General features: G+C 46.5%; 15 protein-coding genes. 3 read left to right on the top strand and 12 right to left on the bottom strand.

Annotated features, from left to right (window positions below):
* Window positions 1-9: 9 nt before the first annotated feature.
* From pyrC to ICN37_RS05565, 12 genes are all read right to left on the bottom strand, one after another.
* Window positions 10-1,068 (bottom strand): dihydroorotase, encoded by a 1,059-nt coding sequence (gene pyrC / locus ICN37_RS05620; RefSeq protein ID WP_216155441.1) that lies wholly within the window; start codon window positions 1,066-1,068, stop codon window positions 10-12.
* Complete coding sequence (locus ICN37_RS05615) at window positions 1,061-2,422, bottom strand: glycerate kinase (protein ID WP_216155440.1); 1,362 nt, start codon at window positions 2,420-2,422, stop codon at window positions 1,061-1,063. The genes pyrC and ICN37_RS05615 overlap by 8 nt, the downstream gene beginning before the upstream one ends.
* 9 nt (window positions 2,423-2,431) lie before the next feature.
* A complete protein-coding gene (locus ICN37_RS05610) occupies window positions 2,432-4,255 on the bottom strand; it encodes an ABC transporter ATP-binding protein/permease (RefSeq protein WP_216155438.1) in 1,824 nt (607 codons plus the stop codon).
* A 37-nt stretch (window positions 4,256-4,292) separates the two neighbouring features.
* The gene (gene nudB, locus ICN37_RS05605) at window positions 4,293-4,736 is read right to left on the bottom strand and encodes a dihydroneopterin triphosphate diphosphatase (protein ID WP_215321051.1); all 444 of its coding nucleotides are present in this window, start codon (window positions 4,734-4,736) and stop codon (window positions 4,293-4,295) included.
* A gap of 22 nt (window positions 4,737-4,758) precedes the next feature.
* The gene (gene aspS, locus ICN37_RS05600; RefSeq protein ID WP_216155436.1) at window positions 4,759-6,558 is read right to left on the bottom strand and encodes an aspartate--tRNA ligase; all 1,800 of its coding nucleotides are present in this window, start codon (window positions 6,556-6,558) and stop codon (window positions 4,759-4,761) included.
* A 16-nt stretch (window positions 6,559-6,574) separates the two neighbouring features.
* On the bottom strand, window positions 6,575-7,228 hold the full coding sequence (locus tag ICN37_RS05595; RefSeq protein WP_072582718.1) for a DUF502 domain-containing protein: 654 nt from the start codon (window positions 7,226-7,228) through the stop codon (window positions 6,575-6,577).
* 52 nt (window positions 7,229-7,280) lie between these two features.
* A complete protein-coding gene (gene ubiB, locus ICN37_RS05590) occupies window positions 7,281-8,867 on the bottom strand; it encodes a ubiquinone biosynthesis regulatory protein kinase UbiB (RefSeq protein WP_216155434.1) in 1,587 nt (528 codons plus the stop codon).
* Between the two features lie 3 nt (window positions 8,868-8,870).
* The gene (locus tag ICN37_RS05585) at window positions 8,871-9,491 is read right to left on the bottom strand and encodes an SCP2 domain-containing protein (RefSeq protein WP_216155432.1); all 621 of its coding nucleotides are present in this window, start codon (window positions 9,489-9,491) and stop codon (window positions 8,871-8,873) included.
* A 53-nt stretch (window positions 9,492-9,544) separates the two neighbouring features.
* Window positions 9,545-10,453 (bottom strand): Tim44 domain-containing protein, encoded by a 909-nt coding sequence (locus tag ICN37_RS05580; RefSeq protein WP_216155430.1) that lies wholly within the window; start codon window positions 10,451-10,453, stop codon window positions 9,545-9,547.
* Between the two features lie 70 nt (window positions 10,454-10,523).
* Window positions 10,524-11,267 (bottom strand): bifunctional demethylmenaquinone methyltransferase/2-methoxy-6-polyprenyl-1,4-benzoquinol methylase UbiE, encoded by a 744-nt coding sequence (gene ubiE / locus ICN37_RS05575; RefSeq protein WP_216155428.1) that lies wholly within the window; start codon window positions 11,265-11,267, stop codon window positions 10,524-10,526.
* On the bottom strand, window positions 11,267-11,665 hold the full coding sequence (locus ICN37_RS05570) for a gamma-butyrobetaine hydroxylase-like domain-containing protein (RefSeq protein WP_216155426.1): 399 nt from the start codon (window positions 11,663-11,665) through the stop codon (window positions 11,267-11,269). The genes ubiE and ICN37_RS05570 overlap by 1 nt, the downstream gene beginning before the upstream one ends.
* Window positions 11,665-15,504 carry an FAD/FMN-binding oxidoreductase gene (locus ICN37_RS05565; RefSeq protein WP_216155424.1) on the bottom strand — a complete coding sequence of 1,280 codons (3,840 nt, stop codon included), beginning with the start codon at window positions 15,502-15,504 and terminating at the stop codon, window positions 11,665-11,667. Before ICN37_RS05565 ends, ICN37_RS05570 begins: the two co-directional genes overlap by 1 nt.
* A gap of 134 nt (window positions 15,505-15,638) precedes the next feature.
* On the opposite strand from ICN37_RS05565, the gene ilvA reads away from it, so the two are divergent.
* From ilvA to queF, 3 genes are read left to right on the top strand one after another with little or no spacing between them, the layout of a single operon-like run.
* On the top strand, window positions 15,639-17,159 hold the full coding sequence (gene ilvA / locus ICN37_RS05560) for a threonine ammonia-lyase, biosynthetic (protein WP_216155422.1): 1,521 nt from the start codon (window positions 15,639-15,641) through the stop codon (window positions 17,157-17,159).
* A gap of 12 nt (window positions 17,160-17,171) precedes the next feature.
* Window positions 17,172-18,080 (top strand): 5'-nucleotidase, encoded by a 909-nt coding sequence (locus tag ICN37_RS05555; RefSeq protein ID WP_072582710.1) that lies wholly within the window; start codon window positions 17,172-17,174, stop codon window positions 18,078-18,080.
* Window positions 18,081-18,093: 13 nt separating this feature from the next.
* A complete protein-coding gene (gene queF / locus ICN37_RS05550; RefSeq protein ID WP_215321060.1) occupies window positions 18,094-18,921 on the top strand; it encodes an NADPH-dependent 7-cyano-7-deazaguanine reductase QueF in 828 nt (275 codons plus the stop codon).
* Window positions 18,922-18,926: the final 5 nt, after the last annotated feature.

Raw genomic sequence — 18,926 nt, 5'->3', positions numbered from 1 at the left:
TTGTGTTTTTTAAACGAGTGACCAGGCGATGGTTTCGCCAGCACGGAGCGGAACGATAGTGGTATCACCCAATGGCAATTCAACAGGGATACTTTGCGCCTGCTTTACCAGAGTAATTTTTTTGCTGTTACGTGGCAGAGAATAAAAATCCGGGCCAAAGAAACTAGCAAAGCCTTCTAACTTATCCAGTTTGCCAACACCCTCAAATGCTTCGGCATATAAACCTAAAGCATTAAAGGCGCTATAACAACCCGCACAACCACAAGCCGCCTCCTTAGCGCCCTTAGCATGAGGTGCACTATCGGTGCCTAAGAAGAAACGAGCATTTCCACTAGTTGCAGCTTCCAATAAAGCAATGCGATGTTCTTCACGCTTGAGCACAGGCAAACAATAATTATGTGGACGAATGCCGCCTGCAAAAATAGCATTGCGATTCATGAGCAGGTGCTGCGGTGTAATCGTGGCTGCAATCGTATTCTTTCCACCGGTTGCAGCATCACGCACATAGTGAGCGGCCTGCTTGGTGGTGATATGTTCAAAGACGATTTTGAGCTCAGGAAATTTTTTACGCAAAGGCTCTAGCACCGTATCAATAAAGACCGCCTCACGATCAAAGATGTCAATTTCAGAGCTGGTTACTTCACCATGCACTAAGAGTGGCATACCTACAGCCTGCATCGCTTCTAATGCCCCATGGCAATGTTTAAGATCACTGACACCAGCATCACTATTCGTCGTTGCACCTGCGGGGTATAGCTTAAATGCTGCGATGCCTGCAGTTTTAGCCTTACGAACTTCATCTGCAGAAGTATTGTCAGTGAGATATAAAGTCATTAAAGGCGTGAAGTCACTGACACCCAGAGACCTTAAATTCGATTCAATGCGAGATTGATAAGCCTTAGCCAAATCCACAGTAGTCACTGGTGGCTTGAGATTGGGCATGATGATCGCACGCGCAAATTGACGTGCAGTGTCTGCCAACACATCTTTCATCACTTCACCATCACGAATGTGCAAATGCCAATCATCCGGCTGAATCAGTTGAATTTGTGTAGGACCATTAGACATAATATTTATCGAGCAAGATGATGCGTAAATCATTCACATTGGTAAGTGTAGGGCCAGTTTCCACTAAAGCGCCTAATTCTGCAAAGAAGCCATAGCAATCATGCGCGGATAAGAATTTCTCTGGAACCAGACCTGCGGTATGACTAGCTTGACGAACAGTGCCATCAAACCAGGCTCCAGCATTCTTTTCGCTACCATCAATTCCATCGGTATCAGCAGCCAAAGCAGCCATTCTTGGCAAATCAGAGCTAGCAGCCAAAAGTGAGAGCAGGTATTCACTACAACGACCACCACGGCCTTTAACGCCTGCTGGAATAGTAACGGTACATTCACCACCTGAAATGAAGGCAAGCGGCTTAGTATTTCCCTTGGCCATGTATTCACGAGCTAACGCAGCCTGCTCCACACCCACTTCTTGCGCCTCACCAGTAATAGTGTCCCCTAAAACAATAGGCTCATAACCCTGCGTGCGGACATACTCAGCGGCAGCCTCCAAACTTTTATAGGCAGTTGCAATCACATGATTGGCCACTTGAGCGGAGATAAAATCAGAATCTTTCAGAGTCTCTGGCTTTTCACCAGCCAAACCTTGTTTGAGATGATTCAATACTGATGCGGGAATAACCGAATCATCCAAATCATATTTTTGCAAAATATTGAGCGCATCTAAATACGTTGAGTAGTCTGCGGCACATGGACCGCTAGCAATATCGGCTGGTGAGTCGCCTGTGACATCAGAAATTAATAAAGCCTCGACTCGTGCGCCACGGGCGATAGCTACTCTAGCTAAATTGCCACCCAAGATTGCAGATAAATGTTTACGCACCACGTTCATCTCTTCGATAGGTGCGCCGCTACGCAAAAGCGCTTCCGTGGTCTTGCGCATGTCATCAATCGAGATACCCTCTTGCGGCAGGGTAAGAAGGCTTGATCCACCACCAGAGACTAAGGCGATCAATACGTCGTCTTTTTCCAATTGATTGGTTAAGGCAAAAATTTCTTTAGCTCCATCCATACCAGCCTGATCGGGCACTGGATGGCCAGCTTCTACGATCTTGATGAAGGAAGTTGGTGAGCTGTGACCATAACGCGTCAGCACAACGCCCTCTAATTTCACCTGTGGCCAATGAGATTTGGCATAAGCTTCCAATGCACTAGCCATCGAAGCACTAGCTTTACCTGCACCCACTACCAAACATTTACCCTTAGGCTCCTGCCCGACCGGAAATATCTTTGCTAAGTACTGGGGAACAATGACCTGTGGATCAGCCACTGCAACTGCAGCAGAAAAAGCATTTTTAAGAATTGCTTCTTTACTTGCTGCCATAGAGGGAGAAGAACTGTTTTGAGTCATCCAGCTATTCTAATCAACAGTGGCACGCTCTTGCATCTGCCACATCTCCGCGTATCTTCCTTGAGCTGCAAGCAACGCTTCGTGAGTTCCTCGCTCCACAATCTGACCCCGGTCCATCACTAAAATTTGATCGGCATGAATAATGGTTGAAAGACGATGGGCAATAATGAGGGTCGTCCGATTCTTGGCCAAACTGAGCAGCTCCTCCTGAAAAGCGCGTTCTGTTTTGGAATCTAAAGCTGAAGTCGCTTCATCAAAAATCAACATGGCTGGTTTCTTTAGAAGGGTTCTCGCAATCGCCACGCGTTGCTTCTCGCCCCCAGATAGCTTTAAGCCCCTCTCGCCGACCTGAGTGTCATAACCGTCTGGCAAGCGCTTAATAAAGCTATCGATTTGAGCTGCCCTAGCCGCCTCTTGCACCTCTTCAATCGTTGCCGAAGGATCGCCATAGGCAATGTTGTAACCAATCGTGTCATTAAATAAAACGGTGTCTTGCGGAACGATGCCGATTGCTTTACGCAAGCTAGCCTGCGTCACATCTTGAATATTCTGTCCAGCGATCAGAATTTCTCCTGACTGCACATCATAAAAACGGAATAACAATCTGGCGAGAGTACTTTTACCTGCGCCACTTTGACCTACTACTGCAGTAATGGTTCCAGCAGGAATGTTGAAACTGACATCACGCAGAATTTCACGCTTCGCATCATAGTGAAACGAGACATGCTCAAACCTAACATCTGGGCCATGTCCCTGGTCGTGAACTTGCAGTGGCCTTGCATCTGGAGAATCAGCAATCTCTTTATCGGTATTCAGCAAAGAAAACATCCGATCCATATCAGTCAATGACTGCTTAATTTCTCGATATATCACCCCCAAGAAATTGAGTGGGATATAGAGTTGAATCATCAAGGTATTTACCAGCACCAGATCACCCAAAGTCATCGTGCCATTGACAACACCGACAGTAGCACGCCACAGAATTAACATTAAGCCCGTGGCAATGATGATCTGCTGGCCAAGATTTAATACGGCCAAGGTCTTTTGTGACTTCACTGCTGCAGATTGATAGCGCAGCAAGTTTTCATCGTAACGCCTGGCCTCAAAGGCCTCGTTACCAAAATACTTCACTGTTTCAAAATTCAAGAGCGAATCAATGGCCTTTTGATTGGCTTTTGAATCCATATCATTCATGGTGCGGCGGTAATGGGTACGCCACTCAGTAACTACAACCGTAAAGACAATATAGAGAACTAAGGCTATGAATGTAATTGCGGCAAACCAAATATCGTATGAATAGGCAAGGTAGCCCAGCACCAAACAAAACTCAATTACTGTTGGCAGGATGCTGTAGAGCGAGTAAGAAATCAGTGACTGAATACCACGGGTACCACGCTCGATATCTCGACTCACACCACCCGTCTGACGAGCTAGATGAAAGCTCAGCGCTAGTGAGTGCAAATGCTCAAATACCTGAAGAGCCACTTTGCGGACGGCATTCTGGGTAACCTTGGCAAATAAAGCTTCACGCAACTCTGTAAACAAGGATGCGGAAATTCTTAATAAGCCATAAGCCAGAATAATTCCCAAGGGAACAACCAAAAGGGCTTGAGGAGAGCTTGCTTTGATATCCAAAGAGTCAATTAACTCTTTCATCACAATCGGAATGCCCAGATTAACTACCTTAGCTGCAATCAGGCAGCTCAGGGCAATGATTACCCGAAAGCGGTACTCCAAAAGATAAGGAAGAAGATCACGAATGACGCGCCAATCACCGCGCCCTGGTGTTTTTGAATCTGCGCTACCGTGATGATGTCCTGATGAATGTCTCATCGCTCTATCTTATTCCTAATTCACTATTTGACTTGCCTTAGTTCGCAGCGAACAATTTCAGAATAGCCTCGCCATTGCTGCGAGAAAAACATTTCTTAGCAGCCTCTTCATAAGGTAGCCACTCATATGCAACATGCTCTCTAGGAGCCAGTGTAATTGGGGTGTTATCTGGAACTTCTAACGCAAACCAATGCTCGATATTTCGGGTAACCCCTGGGGCATAACGAAAGCGCCACTCAGGATAGATTTCATACTCGATTTGATGATGCATGTTTTGTAATGCGCCTTTGGGTAGGTAATCTACTGCAATCCCAGTCTCTTCAAAAACTTCTCGGGCGGCCGCAAAAGCCAGGTCTTCATCGAGAGCATCAAGACTACCGGTGACAGACTGCCAAAAGTCAGAGCGATCAGCGCGCTCTATTAATAAAACATCCCTATTCGATTTGTAGATAACGACTAAAACCGAAATAGGGATTTTCAAAGTGGGAACTAATTAAATTACTTTAAGCGGCAGGGGTCGCTTGACGCAAACGAATATGCAACTCACGCAGCTGACGCTCGTCTACTGGGCTTGGAGCTTGAGTTAACAAGCACTGCGCACGTTGTGTTTTAGGGAAAGCAATCACATCACGAATGGATTCTGCACCAGTCATCATGGTTACGATGCGATCCAGACCGAACGCGATACCGCCGTGAGGAGGGGCGCCATACTGAAGTGCATCTAACAAGAAACCAAACTTCGCTTGCGCTTCTTCTGCATCAATTTTCAATGCACGGAATACCTGGCTTTGAACTGCTTCTTGGTGAATACGGACTGAGCCGCCACCAATTTCACTACCGTTCAACACCATGTCATACGCTTTAGCTAAACACTTACCTGGATCAGACTCCAAATACTTCATGTGCTCATCTTTAGGGCTAGTAAACGGATGATGACAAGCAACCCAACGGGCTTCGCCTTCATCGTAGTCAAACATTGGGAAATCTACTACCCACAATGGCTTCCAACCCTCTGTAAAGAGGCCATGGGCTTTACCCCAAGCGGACTGGCCAATACGCAAACGTAAATTACCAATTGCATCGTTTACTACTTTTTCTTTATCGGCACCAAAGAAAATAATGTAGCCATCTTTTGCACCAGTGCGCTTCAAAATGCCTTCAATCGCTGCATCATGCAAATTCTTCACGATTGGTGACTGCAAGCCATTACGGCCCTCAGCAACAGAATTGACCTTGATCCAAGCCAAGCCTTTAGCGCCATAAATACTGACGAACTGAGTGTAGTCATCGATTTCGCTACGGCTAATTTCAGCGCCGCCAGGAACGCACAAGCCCACAACACGGCCACCAACCTGATTCGCTGCACCTGAGAACACCTTGAAATCAACATCTTTCATTAAATCGGTCAATTCGGTGAATTCGAAGTTCACACGCAAATCTGGCTTATCAGAGCCAAAACGCGCCATACCTTCAGAATAAGGCATGGTTGGGAATGGATTAGGAAGCTCCACATTCATGGTCTTCTTGAAAATATGACGAATCATGTTTTCAAACAAATCACGAATTTCCAACTCACTTAAAAAAGCAGTTTCACAGTCGATCTGAGTAAATTCAGGTTGACGATCTGCGCGCAAATCTTCGTCACGGAAACACTTGGTAATTTGATAGTAGCGATCAAAGCCAGCGACCATTAACAACTGCTTGAATAACTGTGGAGACTGTGGCAGCGCAAAGAACTGGCCATCATGCACACGGGAAGGCACCAAGTAATCACGCGCGCCTTCTGGGGTGCTCTTAGTCAACATCGGTGTTTCGATATCGATAAAGCCAGCATCATCTAAATAACGACGACACTCCATCGCCACGTTGTAACGCAAACGTAAATTCTTTTGCATTTGTGGGCGACGCAAATCTAATACGCGATGAGTCAATCGAGTAGTCTCTGACAAATTCTCATCATCAATTTGGAATGGTGGAGTTACAGAAGCATTCAGAATCACCAAGCTATGGCAGAGGATCTCTACTTTTCCGCTAACCAAATCCTTGTTCTCAGTGCCGGCAGGACGTGCGCGTACAAGACCTTTAATCTGGATACAGAACTCGCTACGAACTTGCTCAGCAAGAGCAAACATTTCTGGGCGATCAGGATCGCAAACAACCTGCACAAAACCTTCGCGGTCACGTAAGTCAATAAAGATTACGCCTCCGTGGTCACGACGGCGATTAACCCATCCAGCAAGAGTAACTTCTTGACCAATCAGTGAATCGGTTACCTGGCCGCAGGTATGGCTTCGCATTGACATAACAATTTCCTATAAATCAAAAATGGTGTGGCAACTGGGATGCAGTTAAACCACTAGAACTATTGGGGGGAACAGAGCCCATTGAAACAATATGTTTCAGAGCCTCTTCCACACTCATCTCTAATTCAATCGTTTGTGCACGTGGCACGATCATGAAAAAACCAGAGGTTGGATTTGGGGTTGTAGGCAAAAATACGTTGACGTAATCTTCACCCAATTTGGCAGTTACTTCTCTTGCGGGAATGCCAGTTTGAAAAGCAATCGCCCAAGAATCCGCATGGGGATATCGAATCAGCAAGGCTTTGCTAAAAGCTTGCCCACTTCCAGAAAATAAAGTGGATGAGACTTGCTGAACGCTGGAATAAATGGAACGAACAATCGGTATGCGATTAACAAATTTATCCCAAACTTTTAACCACCACTGTCCGGCAAAATTAATTGCGGTCAATCCAGTGAGAAGGATGACCACAATCACAATCAGTATTCCAACACCCGGGAGGTCGCGGAAATGCTGCAAATCTCTAGCGGCATCCTCAGGGAGAACAATAATAATGGCGTGCATTACAGAACCAAAAACACCATCGAGCAGGCCCAAGCCCCAAGCAATCACCCAAATGGTGATCGACAATGGTGCCCAAACGAGGATGCCAGCGATAAAGTATTTTTTCATGTGTTCTGCCTAACCCGCTATTTTAGCGGGTTAGCAGCCAATCAGCGAGAGACTAATAAATGCCTAGGCTGACGATCAAAATTCCAGCCAAAAACCCGCCAGCAAAGAGTAAAGCGCCTGCCAAAAGGCGATGTGTACGTCTTTCTTGCAATAAAAGGGCCTTTAAGACCTCTAATTCGCCATTTTGGTCTTTGATGGGGGAACGGGCCTGCGCTAGGCTATCCGCAATCAAACGGGGCAATGTTGGCAGAATTTTGGCCCAAGTAGGCGCCTCTTCCTTGATGCCATCAATGAGACCACGCCACCCCAACTGCTTGCTTACCCATTTTTCCAGAATCGGCTTAGCCGTTTTCCAAAGATCCAGGTCGGGATCCAGTTGACGAGCCAGACCCTCGACATTCAAGAGGGTTTTTTGTAGCAAAGTGAGTTGCGGCTGAATTTCCACCTTAAAGCGACGCGATGTTTGAAATAGGCGCATCAGCACGATGCCCAAGGAAATTTCTTTCAGGGGGCGATCGAAATACGGTTCGCAAACTGAACGTACCGCACCCTCTAATTCTTCAACGCGGGTATTCGCCGGAACCCAACCCGATTCAATATGTAACTCAGCAACTCGGCGGTAATCGCGATTAAAGAATGCCAGAAAATTCAAGGCTAAATAATTTTTATCGGATTCACTTAACGCGCCAACGATTCCAAAATCCAGAGAAATGAAACGGCCAAAAGTTTCTGGCTCTAAGCTAATCATGATGTTTCCGGGATGCATATCCGCATGGAAGAAACCATATTCAAATACTTGGGTAAAGAATATTTCTACACCATCCGAAGCTAATTTCTTAAAATCAACACCCGCCTCTCTGAGTGCTGCCGTTTTACCAATTGAGATGCCATACATTCTCTCCATGACAATCACATTGGTGTGACATAAATCCCAATACATCTCGGGAATCATTAACTTATTCGAATCCGCAAATTGCCTACGTAGCTGACTCGCATTAGCGGCTTCGCGCATGAGATCAAGCTCATCATGCAAATAAGTATCGAACTCCGAAACGTTCTCACGCGGTTTTAAACGGCGGCCATCTTCGGAGCTTTTTTCAATCACTTTAGCTAAGTCGTACATCAAAGCCAAATCACCCTCAATCACCGGCAAAATACCGGGGCGCAAGACCTTGATGGCTACTGAACGACCCTCCCATTCAGGATGCTTATCTGTGCCACGCAAGACTCCGAAGTGCACCTGTGCCACTGAGGCACTAGCGACAGGTGTTGCATCAAAGCTAATAAACACTTCTTCAATTGGTTGACCTAGATCCGCTTCAATCAAGCGACGAGATTCTTCGTTTGAGAATGGTGGTACCTGATCTTGTAATTTAGCCAACTCATTAGCGATATCTTCTGGCAATAAATCGCGACGTGTAGACAGTACCTGACCGAACTTCACAAAAATAGGGCCTAGTGCCTCTAGCGTCAATCGAATACGCTCACCTCTAGGTAAATGACTGCCAGGAGACATCCAGCAAAGCACTGTTAAGAATCCGCGACGAATGCCCGGCTTTAGAAGATCACGCAGAAGTGGCAATAAACCATAACGCCATGCGGTAAAGAAAATGAAAAAGAGACGAGCAATTCGACGCACGATTTATTTAGCCTTTTGCTCTAAAAGTTGAATACGTTTTTCCATACGATCTACAGACTCGCGTAAATCACTTAATTCGGATTTACGAACCATAAAGTCTCGTTTATTTAAAAGTACTTTCTTTTCTTCGCTGACATACTCCACTATATTGTCCAGCAAATCGCTTGCGGCAGAACGCGTAGCAGATACAAACTGTTTACCCTGTCTTACGGCAAAGTTTGCAGGTGCATCACCAACGAGCTGAGCCAAATCTTCCTCGTATTCCCAGCGCAACTGCCCGGCAAGACGACCCAATAATTGGGCTAAGTCTGCATCACCAGTAATTTTGACCGCTTTAAAAGCCTGCTCTCGCAAAGAACCTGTACTACCTACCAAGTCGCTCAATGCCTTGGCAGAAACCTCCAAAGTGAGCGAAGGCGCCTCAATCTCTTTTAAGCTAGCCAATAAACCATCTGACTTGATCTCGAAACACAGATTACCTAGCGGAAGTTGTAACAATATTGTTTTGTTGGCATGGCGAGCCAATTCAGCAGACGCCCAAGGCTCGCTACCCAACACGTGATTTATCCCCCGGCAGGCTGCGCCAGAAGCAATCGTATGGGTGGTCAAAAAATGTCTGTTCATGAGTGTAAAAAACCCGCACTAGTGCGGGTTTTCCAACGGAAAGTACCTAAAGCTTAAACCAACTGGGAAATACCCGCCAGTACCCAGCCGCCAGGACCTTCCACAGGCTTGCTTAAATTCCAGATTTCGGAGAAGTCGCTCGCTGGAGCTCCCTGCTGCTCACGAATCATGCCGCTGAACTGAACGCTACAGAAATAATGGGCATCTGCCGTCTCAACCCCTAAGAGCTGAGCATTAATAGTCACGACATCTGTTTGATTACTGCCATCAGTTCTACCAGCTAAATCTTGCTGAATCGTGGCAAACATATCGGGAGTTGTAAATTCACGTAAGGATGCAAGATCACCTTGGTCCCAAGCTTTTTGCAAAGTTACAAAATATTGTTTTGCATTTTCCAAAAATGTTTGCTGATCGAAACCAGGGGGCAAAGTTGACTGAAATACCTCAGGCTCTGCACTCACCCCACCGAATGCATTTGCAGCAGGAGTGAATGCAGGTTCTTGTCTGGGCATCTCAACGCTATTGCGCTGCATGCCTTGTGATGGCGCATTTGAGTTTTGACCAGCACCAGACATCGCTGGCAATAATCTACGAATCACAAACATAATGACAAAGCCAGCCAACATTGCGATCAGCAAACCAGTAATTAATGAAGAGGCTGCTTCACCTAAACCAAAATGCGATAAGAGGTAACCAATTCCCAGGCCCGCAGCTAAGCCACCCAAAATACCACCCATGCCACCAAAACGACTAGGCGCAGGTGCTTGAGGGGCGGGGGATGGGGAAGTCGGCTGTGCTTGCTGAACTGGCTTTTGCACAGGAGCAGCCTGACGTTGCATTGGTGCACTTGGCGCGCGTCCAAGACTTCTTCCGCCACCTAAGCGAGCAGCATCAACCTGACCAACCATTGCAATGATCAAAGTAAAGCTCAAGAGAACTGCTTTAAAAAAATGTTTATTCATTTTTAGATTTACCCCTTCTGATAACTACTCAACTTCTTTAGTTTTTAAGACTTTAAAAACTATACGACTATTAGTATTTAATACCAATATGTAAGGCAACGATACCCCCAGTCATCCTGTGGGTTTCCACTTCATCAAAACCAACCCCCAACATCATTTCTTTGAGGGCGTCTGCATCGGGATGCATGCGAATCGATTCAGCTAGATAGCGATAGCTTTCTGAATCTTGCGCAATCTTCTCACCCAACCAAGGTAAAACCTTAAATGAATAAGTGTCATAAACGGGCTGCAAAAAGGCATCAGGCTTGGAGAACTCCAATACCAAAACACGGCCACCAGGTTTGATCACACGGCACATTTCACCTAAAGCAATTTCCTTATGCGTCATGTTACGTAACCCAAAAGCAACAGTCACCACGTCAAAATGGTTGTTCGGAAAAGGAATTTTTTCGGCATCAAACTGAACGCAAGGCAAAGCCATGCCGCGATCCAACAAACGATCACGCCCAACACCCAACATGGAAGCGTTGATATCACTTAACCAAACTTGAGCATCTGGATTGCGCCCCCAATCAGCGGCTTTTGCAAAAGCCGCAGCAAGATCACCAGTACCGCCAGCAATGTCCAAGATCTTTTGGCCGGGACGAACATTTGCACGAGCAATCGTCACTTTTTTCCAAACACGATGCAGTCCGAATGACATCAGATCATTCATGACATCGTACTTGCTAGCTACCGAATGAAATACTTCAGCAACCTTGCCGGCTTTTTCAGCTTCATCAACACTTTGATACCCGAAGTGCGTTTTACTCATTAGTGACTTCCACAAGAATGGCCTGATGCACCGCCTGCTTGAGCCATCGGTGTATCGCGGTCTAAGCCAGCAGCGGCCAATTTATCTAAATGCTCTTTCCATAACTGCTCCTGGTTCTCGCACAGAAACAATAAATAATCCCAGGTAAACAAGCCAGAGTCGTGCCCATCAGAAAAGCTAGGCTTGAGTGCATAGTGCCCAACGGGTTCAATGTTGGCAATCAAAACATCACGCTTGCCCGTCTGTAATGTTTCCTGCCCAGGCCCATGGCCCTGAACTTCGGCGGAAGGAGATAAAACCCTCAACAACTCAAACGGCAGGCGATAAATCTTGCCGCCCTCGTAAGAGAGTTCCAAGACCTTGGATTGCTGATGCACAACGATATTACTTGGAATCATTAAACGAGGACCCTCTCAATGCCACCTTGGTTAGCCTTGGCTACATAGTCTTGCATCCAGTCTTTGCCAAGTAGCTTCTGAGCCATTTCAACAACGATGTAATCGGCTGTAGTGTCGCTATCCGCATCAAAACGCGTCAGGCCCTGTAAACATGATGGGCAGCTGGTTAACACTTTGACCTCGCCAGTGAAATCATCTTTGCGCAATTCAGTCGCAGCTTTTTCCATCTCAATCTGCTTACGGAAACGCACTTGAGTAGAAATATCAGGACGTGTGACGGCTAATGTGCCAGATTCACCGCAGCAACGATCATTCTTCGCAATCGCTTTGCCATCTTCGAGTTGAATTAACTCATTCACCGTCTTCAGAGGGTCTTGTAACTTCATTGGGGAGTGGCAAGGGTCGTGATACATATACTTCACGCCCGTTACGCCAGAGAGCTTAACGCCCTTCTCTGCCAAGAACTCATGAATATCAATAATGCGGCAGCCAGGGAAAATCTGTTCAAACTGGTAACCCGCTAACTGGTCATAGCAAGTGCCACAAGAAACAACTACGGTCTTGATATCTAAGTAATTGAGAGTATTAGCTACGCGATGGAATAACACACGGTTATCTGTGATCATCTTCTCTGCTTTATCAAAGTCGCCATTACCACGCTGCGGGTAGCCGCAACAGAGATAGCCCGGTGGCAGAACCGTTTGAACGCCTACATTCCACAACATCGCCTGAGTAGCCAAACCAACCTGAGAGAACAAGCGCTCAGATCCGCAACCCGGGAAGTAGAACACCGCCTCAGTATCTGCAGAAGTTGTCTTAGGATCACGAATAATTGGAACGTAGTTCGCATCCTCAATGTCCAACAAAGCACGCGCCGTTTTCTTGGGTAGATTGCCAGGCATCTTCTTATTTACAAAAAAGATCACCTGCTCTTTAACGCTCGGCTTTCCTACTGTTGAAGGCGGATGGGCAGTTTGTTTTTTCGCAAACTTCCGTAAGACATCATTACCCAAACGTTGCAACTTATAACCCCAGCCAATCATCGTCTTGCGAGCGAGATTAATCGACTCTGGGCTGGTGGCATTCAAGAAGAACATGGATGCTGCTGTGCCAGGGTTAAAGCGCTGCTGACCCATCTTGCGCAAGAGATTGCGCATATTCATGGTCACATCACCAAAGTCAATATTGACCGGGCATGGAGTTAAGCACTTATGGCATACGGTGCAATGTGCAGCGACATCATCAAACATTTCCCAGTGACGAATCGAAACACCACGTCGAGTTTGCTCCTCATATAAGAAGGCTTCAATCAATAGTGATGTTGCGAGGATTTTGTCGCGCGGACTGTAAAGCAAGTTTGCACGCGGTACATGGGTTGAGCAAACAGGCTTGCATTTACCACAACGCAAGCAATCTTTTACACTATCAGCAATCGCACCAATATCGCTTTGCTGCATGATGATCGATTCATGGCCCATCAAACCAAAGCTTGGCGTGTAGGCCATGCTCAGGTCAGCATGTGGCATCAACTTACCTTTATTAAAGCGACCTTCTGGATCCACGCGATTCTTATAGTTGCGGAAATCTTTGAGTTCAGCTTCTGTTAAATACTCTAATTTAGTAATACCAATACCATGCTCACCAGAAATCACACCATCTAATGAGCGGGCTAATTTCATGATCCGATCTACGGCGCGATGCGCATCCTGCAACATCTCGTAGTCATCCGAGTTCACAGGGATATTGGTGTGCACGTTGCCATCGCCAGCATGCATGTGCAAGGCCACGAATACACGTTTACGCAAAATGTTTTTGTGGATTGCTTCTAACTCTGCCAGAATCGGCTCAAACGCCAAACCACCAAAGATGATGCGCAACTCTGAGCGCACTTCCTCTTTCCATGAAGCGCGCAGACTGTAATCCTGCAGACGCGGGAAATAAGAGTCCATCTCAGTGAGCCACTCAGCCCAGCGTCCACGAACCTTGGCAATGAGCTCTAAGGCTTGCTGAACACGATCACCCAAGATTTCTGCTGTTGGAATTTCATACTCAGCATCACTCTTACCTAGCGGTAATGCGCTCTTTTTCAAGAAAGCCTCAAGACCATCAAGTACTTGCAACTTGTTCTTGAGAGAGAGTTCAATATTGATGCGATCAATACCGTCGGTGTACTCGCCCATACGCGGCAAAGGAATCACAACGTCTTCATTGATCTTAAAAGCATTGGTATGACGGGCAATCGCCGCTGTGCGGGCACGATCGAGCCAGAATTTCTTACGAGCTTCAGTGCTGACTGCAACAAAGCCTTCGCCAACACGTAAATTTGCCATGCGCACTACTTCACTAGTAGCAGCAGCAACAGCTTCCTCATCATCGCCAGCAATATCGCCAATCAATACCATCTTCGGCAAGCTATTGCGCTTCGATTTAGTTGAATAACCCACCGCTCTTAAATAGCGATCATCCAAGTGCTCCAGACCAGCCAAAATTGGACCACCTTGCTTGCTTAAACCATCTAAGTAAGCTTTGATTTCCACAATACTCGGAATTGCCTCTCGCGCTTGACCAAAAAACTCCAAGCAAACCGTGCGCATGAATTTAGGCATGCGATGCAATACCCAAGTTGCGCTAGTAATCAAACCATCGCAACCTTCTTTTTGCACACCAGGTAAACCTGATAAAAATTTATCAGTAACGTCTTTACCTAAACCTTCTTTGCGGAAACGTCTGCCTTCAACTTCCAATAATTCTGTTTTTAGAATACGCTGACCCGGCTCGCTATTGCCATCAGACCAAGTGAGCTGAAAACGGACAGTCGCCACATCATGGATCTTGCCCATATTGTGTTCAAGACGCTCGACATCCAACCAATTACCTTGCGGATCCACCATGCGCCAGCTAGCAAGATTGTCTAAAGCCGTTCCCCAAAGAACAGCTTTCTTACCACCCGCATTCATGGCAATATTGCCGCCAATGCAGCTTGCATCAGCAGAAGTAGGATCAACTGCAAACACAAGACCAGCATGCTCTGCAGCATCAGATACGCGACGGGTCACAACGCCTGCGCCAGTGAAGATGGTAGATACTTCGCGATCTAAGCCTGGCAGTTTTTTAGCTTTTACACCACCAATATCTTGCAACTTCTCAGTGTTAATCACTGCCGACATTGCATACAGCGGAATAGCGCCACCGGTATAACCAGTACCGCCTCCACGAGGAATGATCGTGAGACCTAATTCAATACAAGCTTTAACTAGGCCGGGAATTTCAGATTCGTAATCCGGCTTTAGAACAACGAGTGGAAACTCCACGCGCCAGTCTGTTGCATCGGTAACGTGAGCGGCACGAGACACGCCATCAAAGCAAATATTGTCTGCAGCAGTATGACGACCTAACTCCTTACGAGCACGCTTACGAATGACTTCAACTTCTTTAAATCCGTTTTCGAAATTTTCGATTGCACGATAAGCAGCGCTTAATAAAATTTCTACTTGGTCAGCAGAATCGCCACTATTGCGCTTCTTGACTTCGCCCAAGCGATGCCAGAGTGCATCGATTAATTGTTTGCGGCGATTGGGACTATCCAGCAAATCATCTTGCAAGAAAGGGTTGCGCTGCACCACCCAAATATCACCCAGAATTTCAAACAACATGCGAGCGGAACGGCCTGTACGACGAACGCCACGCAAGTTATTGAGAACACGCCATGACTCCTCGCCCAATAGGCGAATCACAATCTCTCGATCAGAAAAGGAGGTGTAGTTGTAGGGAATTTCGCGAAGACGGGGGGAGCCCGCCTCAGCATCTAGCAACTGGTTCAAAGCTAATGGTGCGTTCATAGCGACATATTTGATAAATAAGCATTTTAATTGAGTGAACCTGATAGTGGCAGGATTCCGAGAAAGTTGCTCCCCAAAGGGATAAACCCTTGCAAATCTAAGGGCTTAGGAGCCATCCGTGGTACGCTCATCGGATGGCAACGAACTATTTAAAGAAAATTTTATCGGCTCGCGTCTATGACGTAGCCAGAGAAACCGAACTTCAGCTCGCCCCAGAACTGACTAAGCGTTTGGGCAACCAGGTCTTACTCAAAAGAGAAGATAACCAGCCGGTTTTCTCCTTCAAACTCCGTGGCGCCTACAACAAAATGGCCCATTTACCCCCAGAAGCCTTAAAACGCGGGGTTATTACAGCTTCCGCAGGCAATCATGCTCAGGGTGTAGCCCTATCGGCAGCCAAAATGAAGTGCAAAGCCGTCATCGTGATGCCGGTTACGACCCCTAGCGTCAAAATTGACGCAGTCAAGGCCAGAGGCGGATCCTGGGTGGAAATCATCCTTCATGGTGAATCCTATAGCGATGCCTTTAAACATTCTGAGATTCTCGGCAAAAAACGAGGCTTAACTTTTGTCCACCCTTTTGATGATCCCGATGTCATCGCAGGTCAAGGAACGATTGCCCACGAAATTTTTACCCAATACGAAAAACCCATCGATGCAATATTTGTAGCTATTGGTGGTGGTGGTTTGATTTCCGGCATTGGCGAATACATCAAAGCTGTTAGCCCTAAAACAAAAGTCATCGGCGTTCAAGCTTCTGACTCAGATGCTATGAATCAGTCACTCAAAGTAAATAAACGTATTGAGATGAAAGACGTCGGTTTGTTCTCTGATGGCACTGCTGTGAAATTGGTTGGCAAAGAAACATTCCGTATCTGCAAGAAAGTAGTAGACGAGATTGTTACTGTCGATACAGATGAAATCTGTGCAGCTATTAATGATGTGTTTACTGACACCCGCAGTATTCTTGAGCCCGCTGGCGCACTCGCTATTGCAGGCATGAAGAGGTATGTCGAGAAAAAGCGCATCAAGAAGAAAACCTTAGTGGCTGTGGCTTGCGGTGCCAACATGAACTTTAGCCGTCTCCGCTTTGTGGCTGAGAGAGCAGATGTTGGTGAGTTCCGCGAAGCCGTGTTTGCAGTCACTATTCCGGAAGAACGTGGCTCCTTTAAACGCTTCTGTGAATTACTCGGCAAACGTAACGTGACTGAATTTAACTATCGCATTGGTGATCAAAGTGAAGCCCATATTTTTGTTGGTATCAGCACACAAAAATCCGGTGATAGCGAGACGATTGCAAAGCATTTCCGAAAAGCCAAGTTTGCAACCATTGATCTCACGCATGATGAGCTAGCAAAATCACATTTACGCCATATGGTTGGAGGCCACTCAGCGCTGGCTAAAGATGAATTGCTCTATCGCTTTGAGTTCCCAGAGCGACCAGGCGCTTTGATGAAGTTTTTAACCAGCATGGCTCCTAACTGGAATATCAGCTTGTTCCACTATCGCAATCATGGAGCTGACTATGGCCGCATTCTGATTGGTATTCAGGTGCCTAAGAATGAGCAGAAGAAATTTCAGAGTTTCTTGGCAACCTTAGGCTATCCACATTGGGATGAAACCAATAACCCTGCCTATCGCCTATTCCTGAAATAAGCCCAATCTCAAATGTCATACACACTCACTGGAAAACTCGTCGTCGCGATCTCTTCGCGCGCCCTGTTTGATTTCGAAGAAGAAAATCGCATCTTCGAATCGACCGATGACAGCGCTTATATGAAGTTGCAGTTAGAGCGCCTCAGTGAGGCCGCTCAAAAAGGGGTGGCATTCCCCTTGGTCAAGAAACTCCTCGCTTTTAATGATGAAGGTGAGCAACGTGTCGAAGTAGTCATTCTTTCTCGCAACGATCCAGTCAGTGGTCTGCGTGTATTCCGCTCTGCCGAACATCATGGCCTCCATCTTGAGCGTGGCGTATTTACCAGAGGTAGACCTCCGTATCATTATTTGCGCTCTCTACATGCCAATCTCTTCTTGTCTGCAAATGAAGATGATGTGCGAGCAACGATTGATGCAGGCTTTCCTGCCGCTCGTGTGTATCCAGAGTCCAGCAAAACCGCTGAGTCTCATCCTAATGAAATCCGTATTGCATTTGACGGAGACGCCGTCCTTTTTTCTGATGAAGCCGAACAAGTCTTCCAAAAAAAAGGTCTTGAAGCCTTTGTGGACCACGAAAGCAAGAAGGTCGATATTCCCTTGCCTCCCGGCCCATTCAAGCCCTTGCTAGAGGCCTTACATAGACTGCAACGCTCCACTAGTGAAAACGGTATGCGCATTCGTACCGCATTAGTTACAGCACGCTCTGCACCCGCCCATGAACGAGCCATTCGCACACTGATGGCTTGGGGTATTGATGTAGATGAAGCAATGTTCTTAGGCGGCCTCTCGAAGAGCGAGTTTTTGCGAGAATTCGAACCAGACTTTTTCTTTGATGATCAAACCGGTCATTGCCAGTCAGCTGCGTCCGTAGCACCAACGGGCCACGTGGTATCTGGCGTATCAAATAAACCTAAGAAGTAAGTGAAATACTGTAATGGCAACCTTACCCCTCGGACAATCAACGCAATACCCAGATCAATATGATCCGAGTGTGCTGTTTCCCATCCCCAGATCTGAGAACAGAAAGAAGTTGGGCCTTAAAGAAGATCAAGCCCTACCCTTTGTTGGTGTTGATCTATGGAACGCCTTTGAGCTGAGCTGGCTTAATCAAAAAGGTAAACCGCAGATTGCTTTGGCGGAGTTTCAGATTCCTGCAGACTCACCGAACATGATTGAGTCTAAATCTTTCAAGCTTTATCTCAACAGCCTTAACAGCGCACGCTTTGAAGATGAGAATGAAGTTAAAGAGCGCCTCATTACAGATTTATCTGCAGTTGCAGGCAGCAAGATCACCACCCGCATTAACCCAACAGAAGTGGTCTCTAAAAAGGGAATGCGAGAAATGGGTGGCATTTTGATGGATCGGCTCGATATTGAGATTGATCCAAACCTACCAGCAGACCCAAGCCTACTGGGTGTTAATGAATCCTTTGGCCCTATTGAACAATGCTTGGTTTCGCATCTATTGAAATCCAACTGTCCCGTTACTGGCCAGCCAGACTGGGCGAGCGTACAGATTCGTTATCAAGGACGTCCAATTTTGGAAGAGGGTTTATTACGCTACCTCATTGGCTTTAGGCAGTTGGGTGAGTTCCACGAGCATTGCGTGGAAACCATCTTTACTGATATCAAGCATCAGTGCAAACCAGAGAAACTTTCTGTCTATGCGCGCTACACAAGACGCGGCGGTTTAGATATCAATCCATTCCGTACTGACTACAACTCCCCTTGGCCAGAAAATATTCGACACGCACGTCAATAAGTCAA

The organism is Polynucleobacter sp. P1-05-14 (assembly GCF_018881675.1).
Classification (GTDB): Bacteria; Pseudomonadota; Gammaproteobacteria; order Burkholderiales; family Burkholderiaceae; genus Polynucleobacter.
Note: the sequence above shows the minus strand (reverse complement) of the source record. Positions and strands in the feature narration are given on the sequence as shown.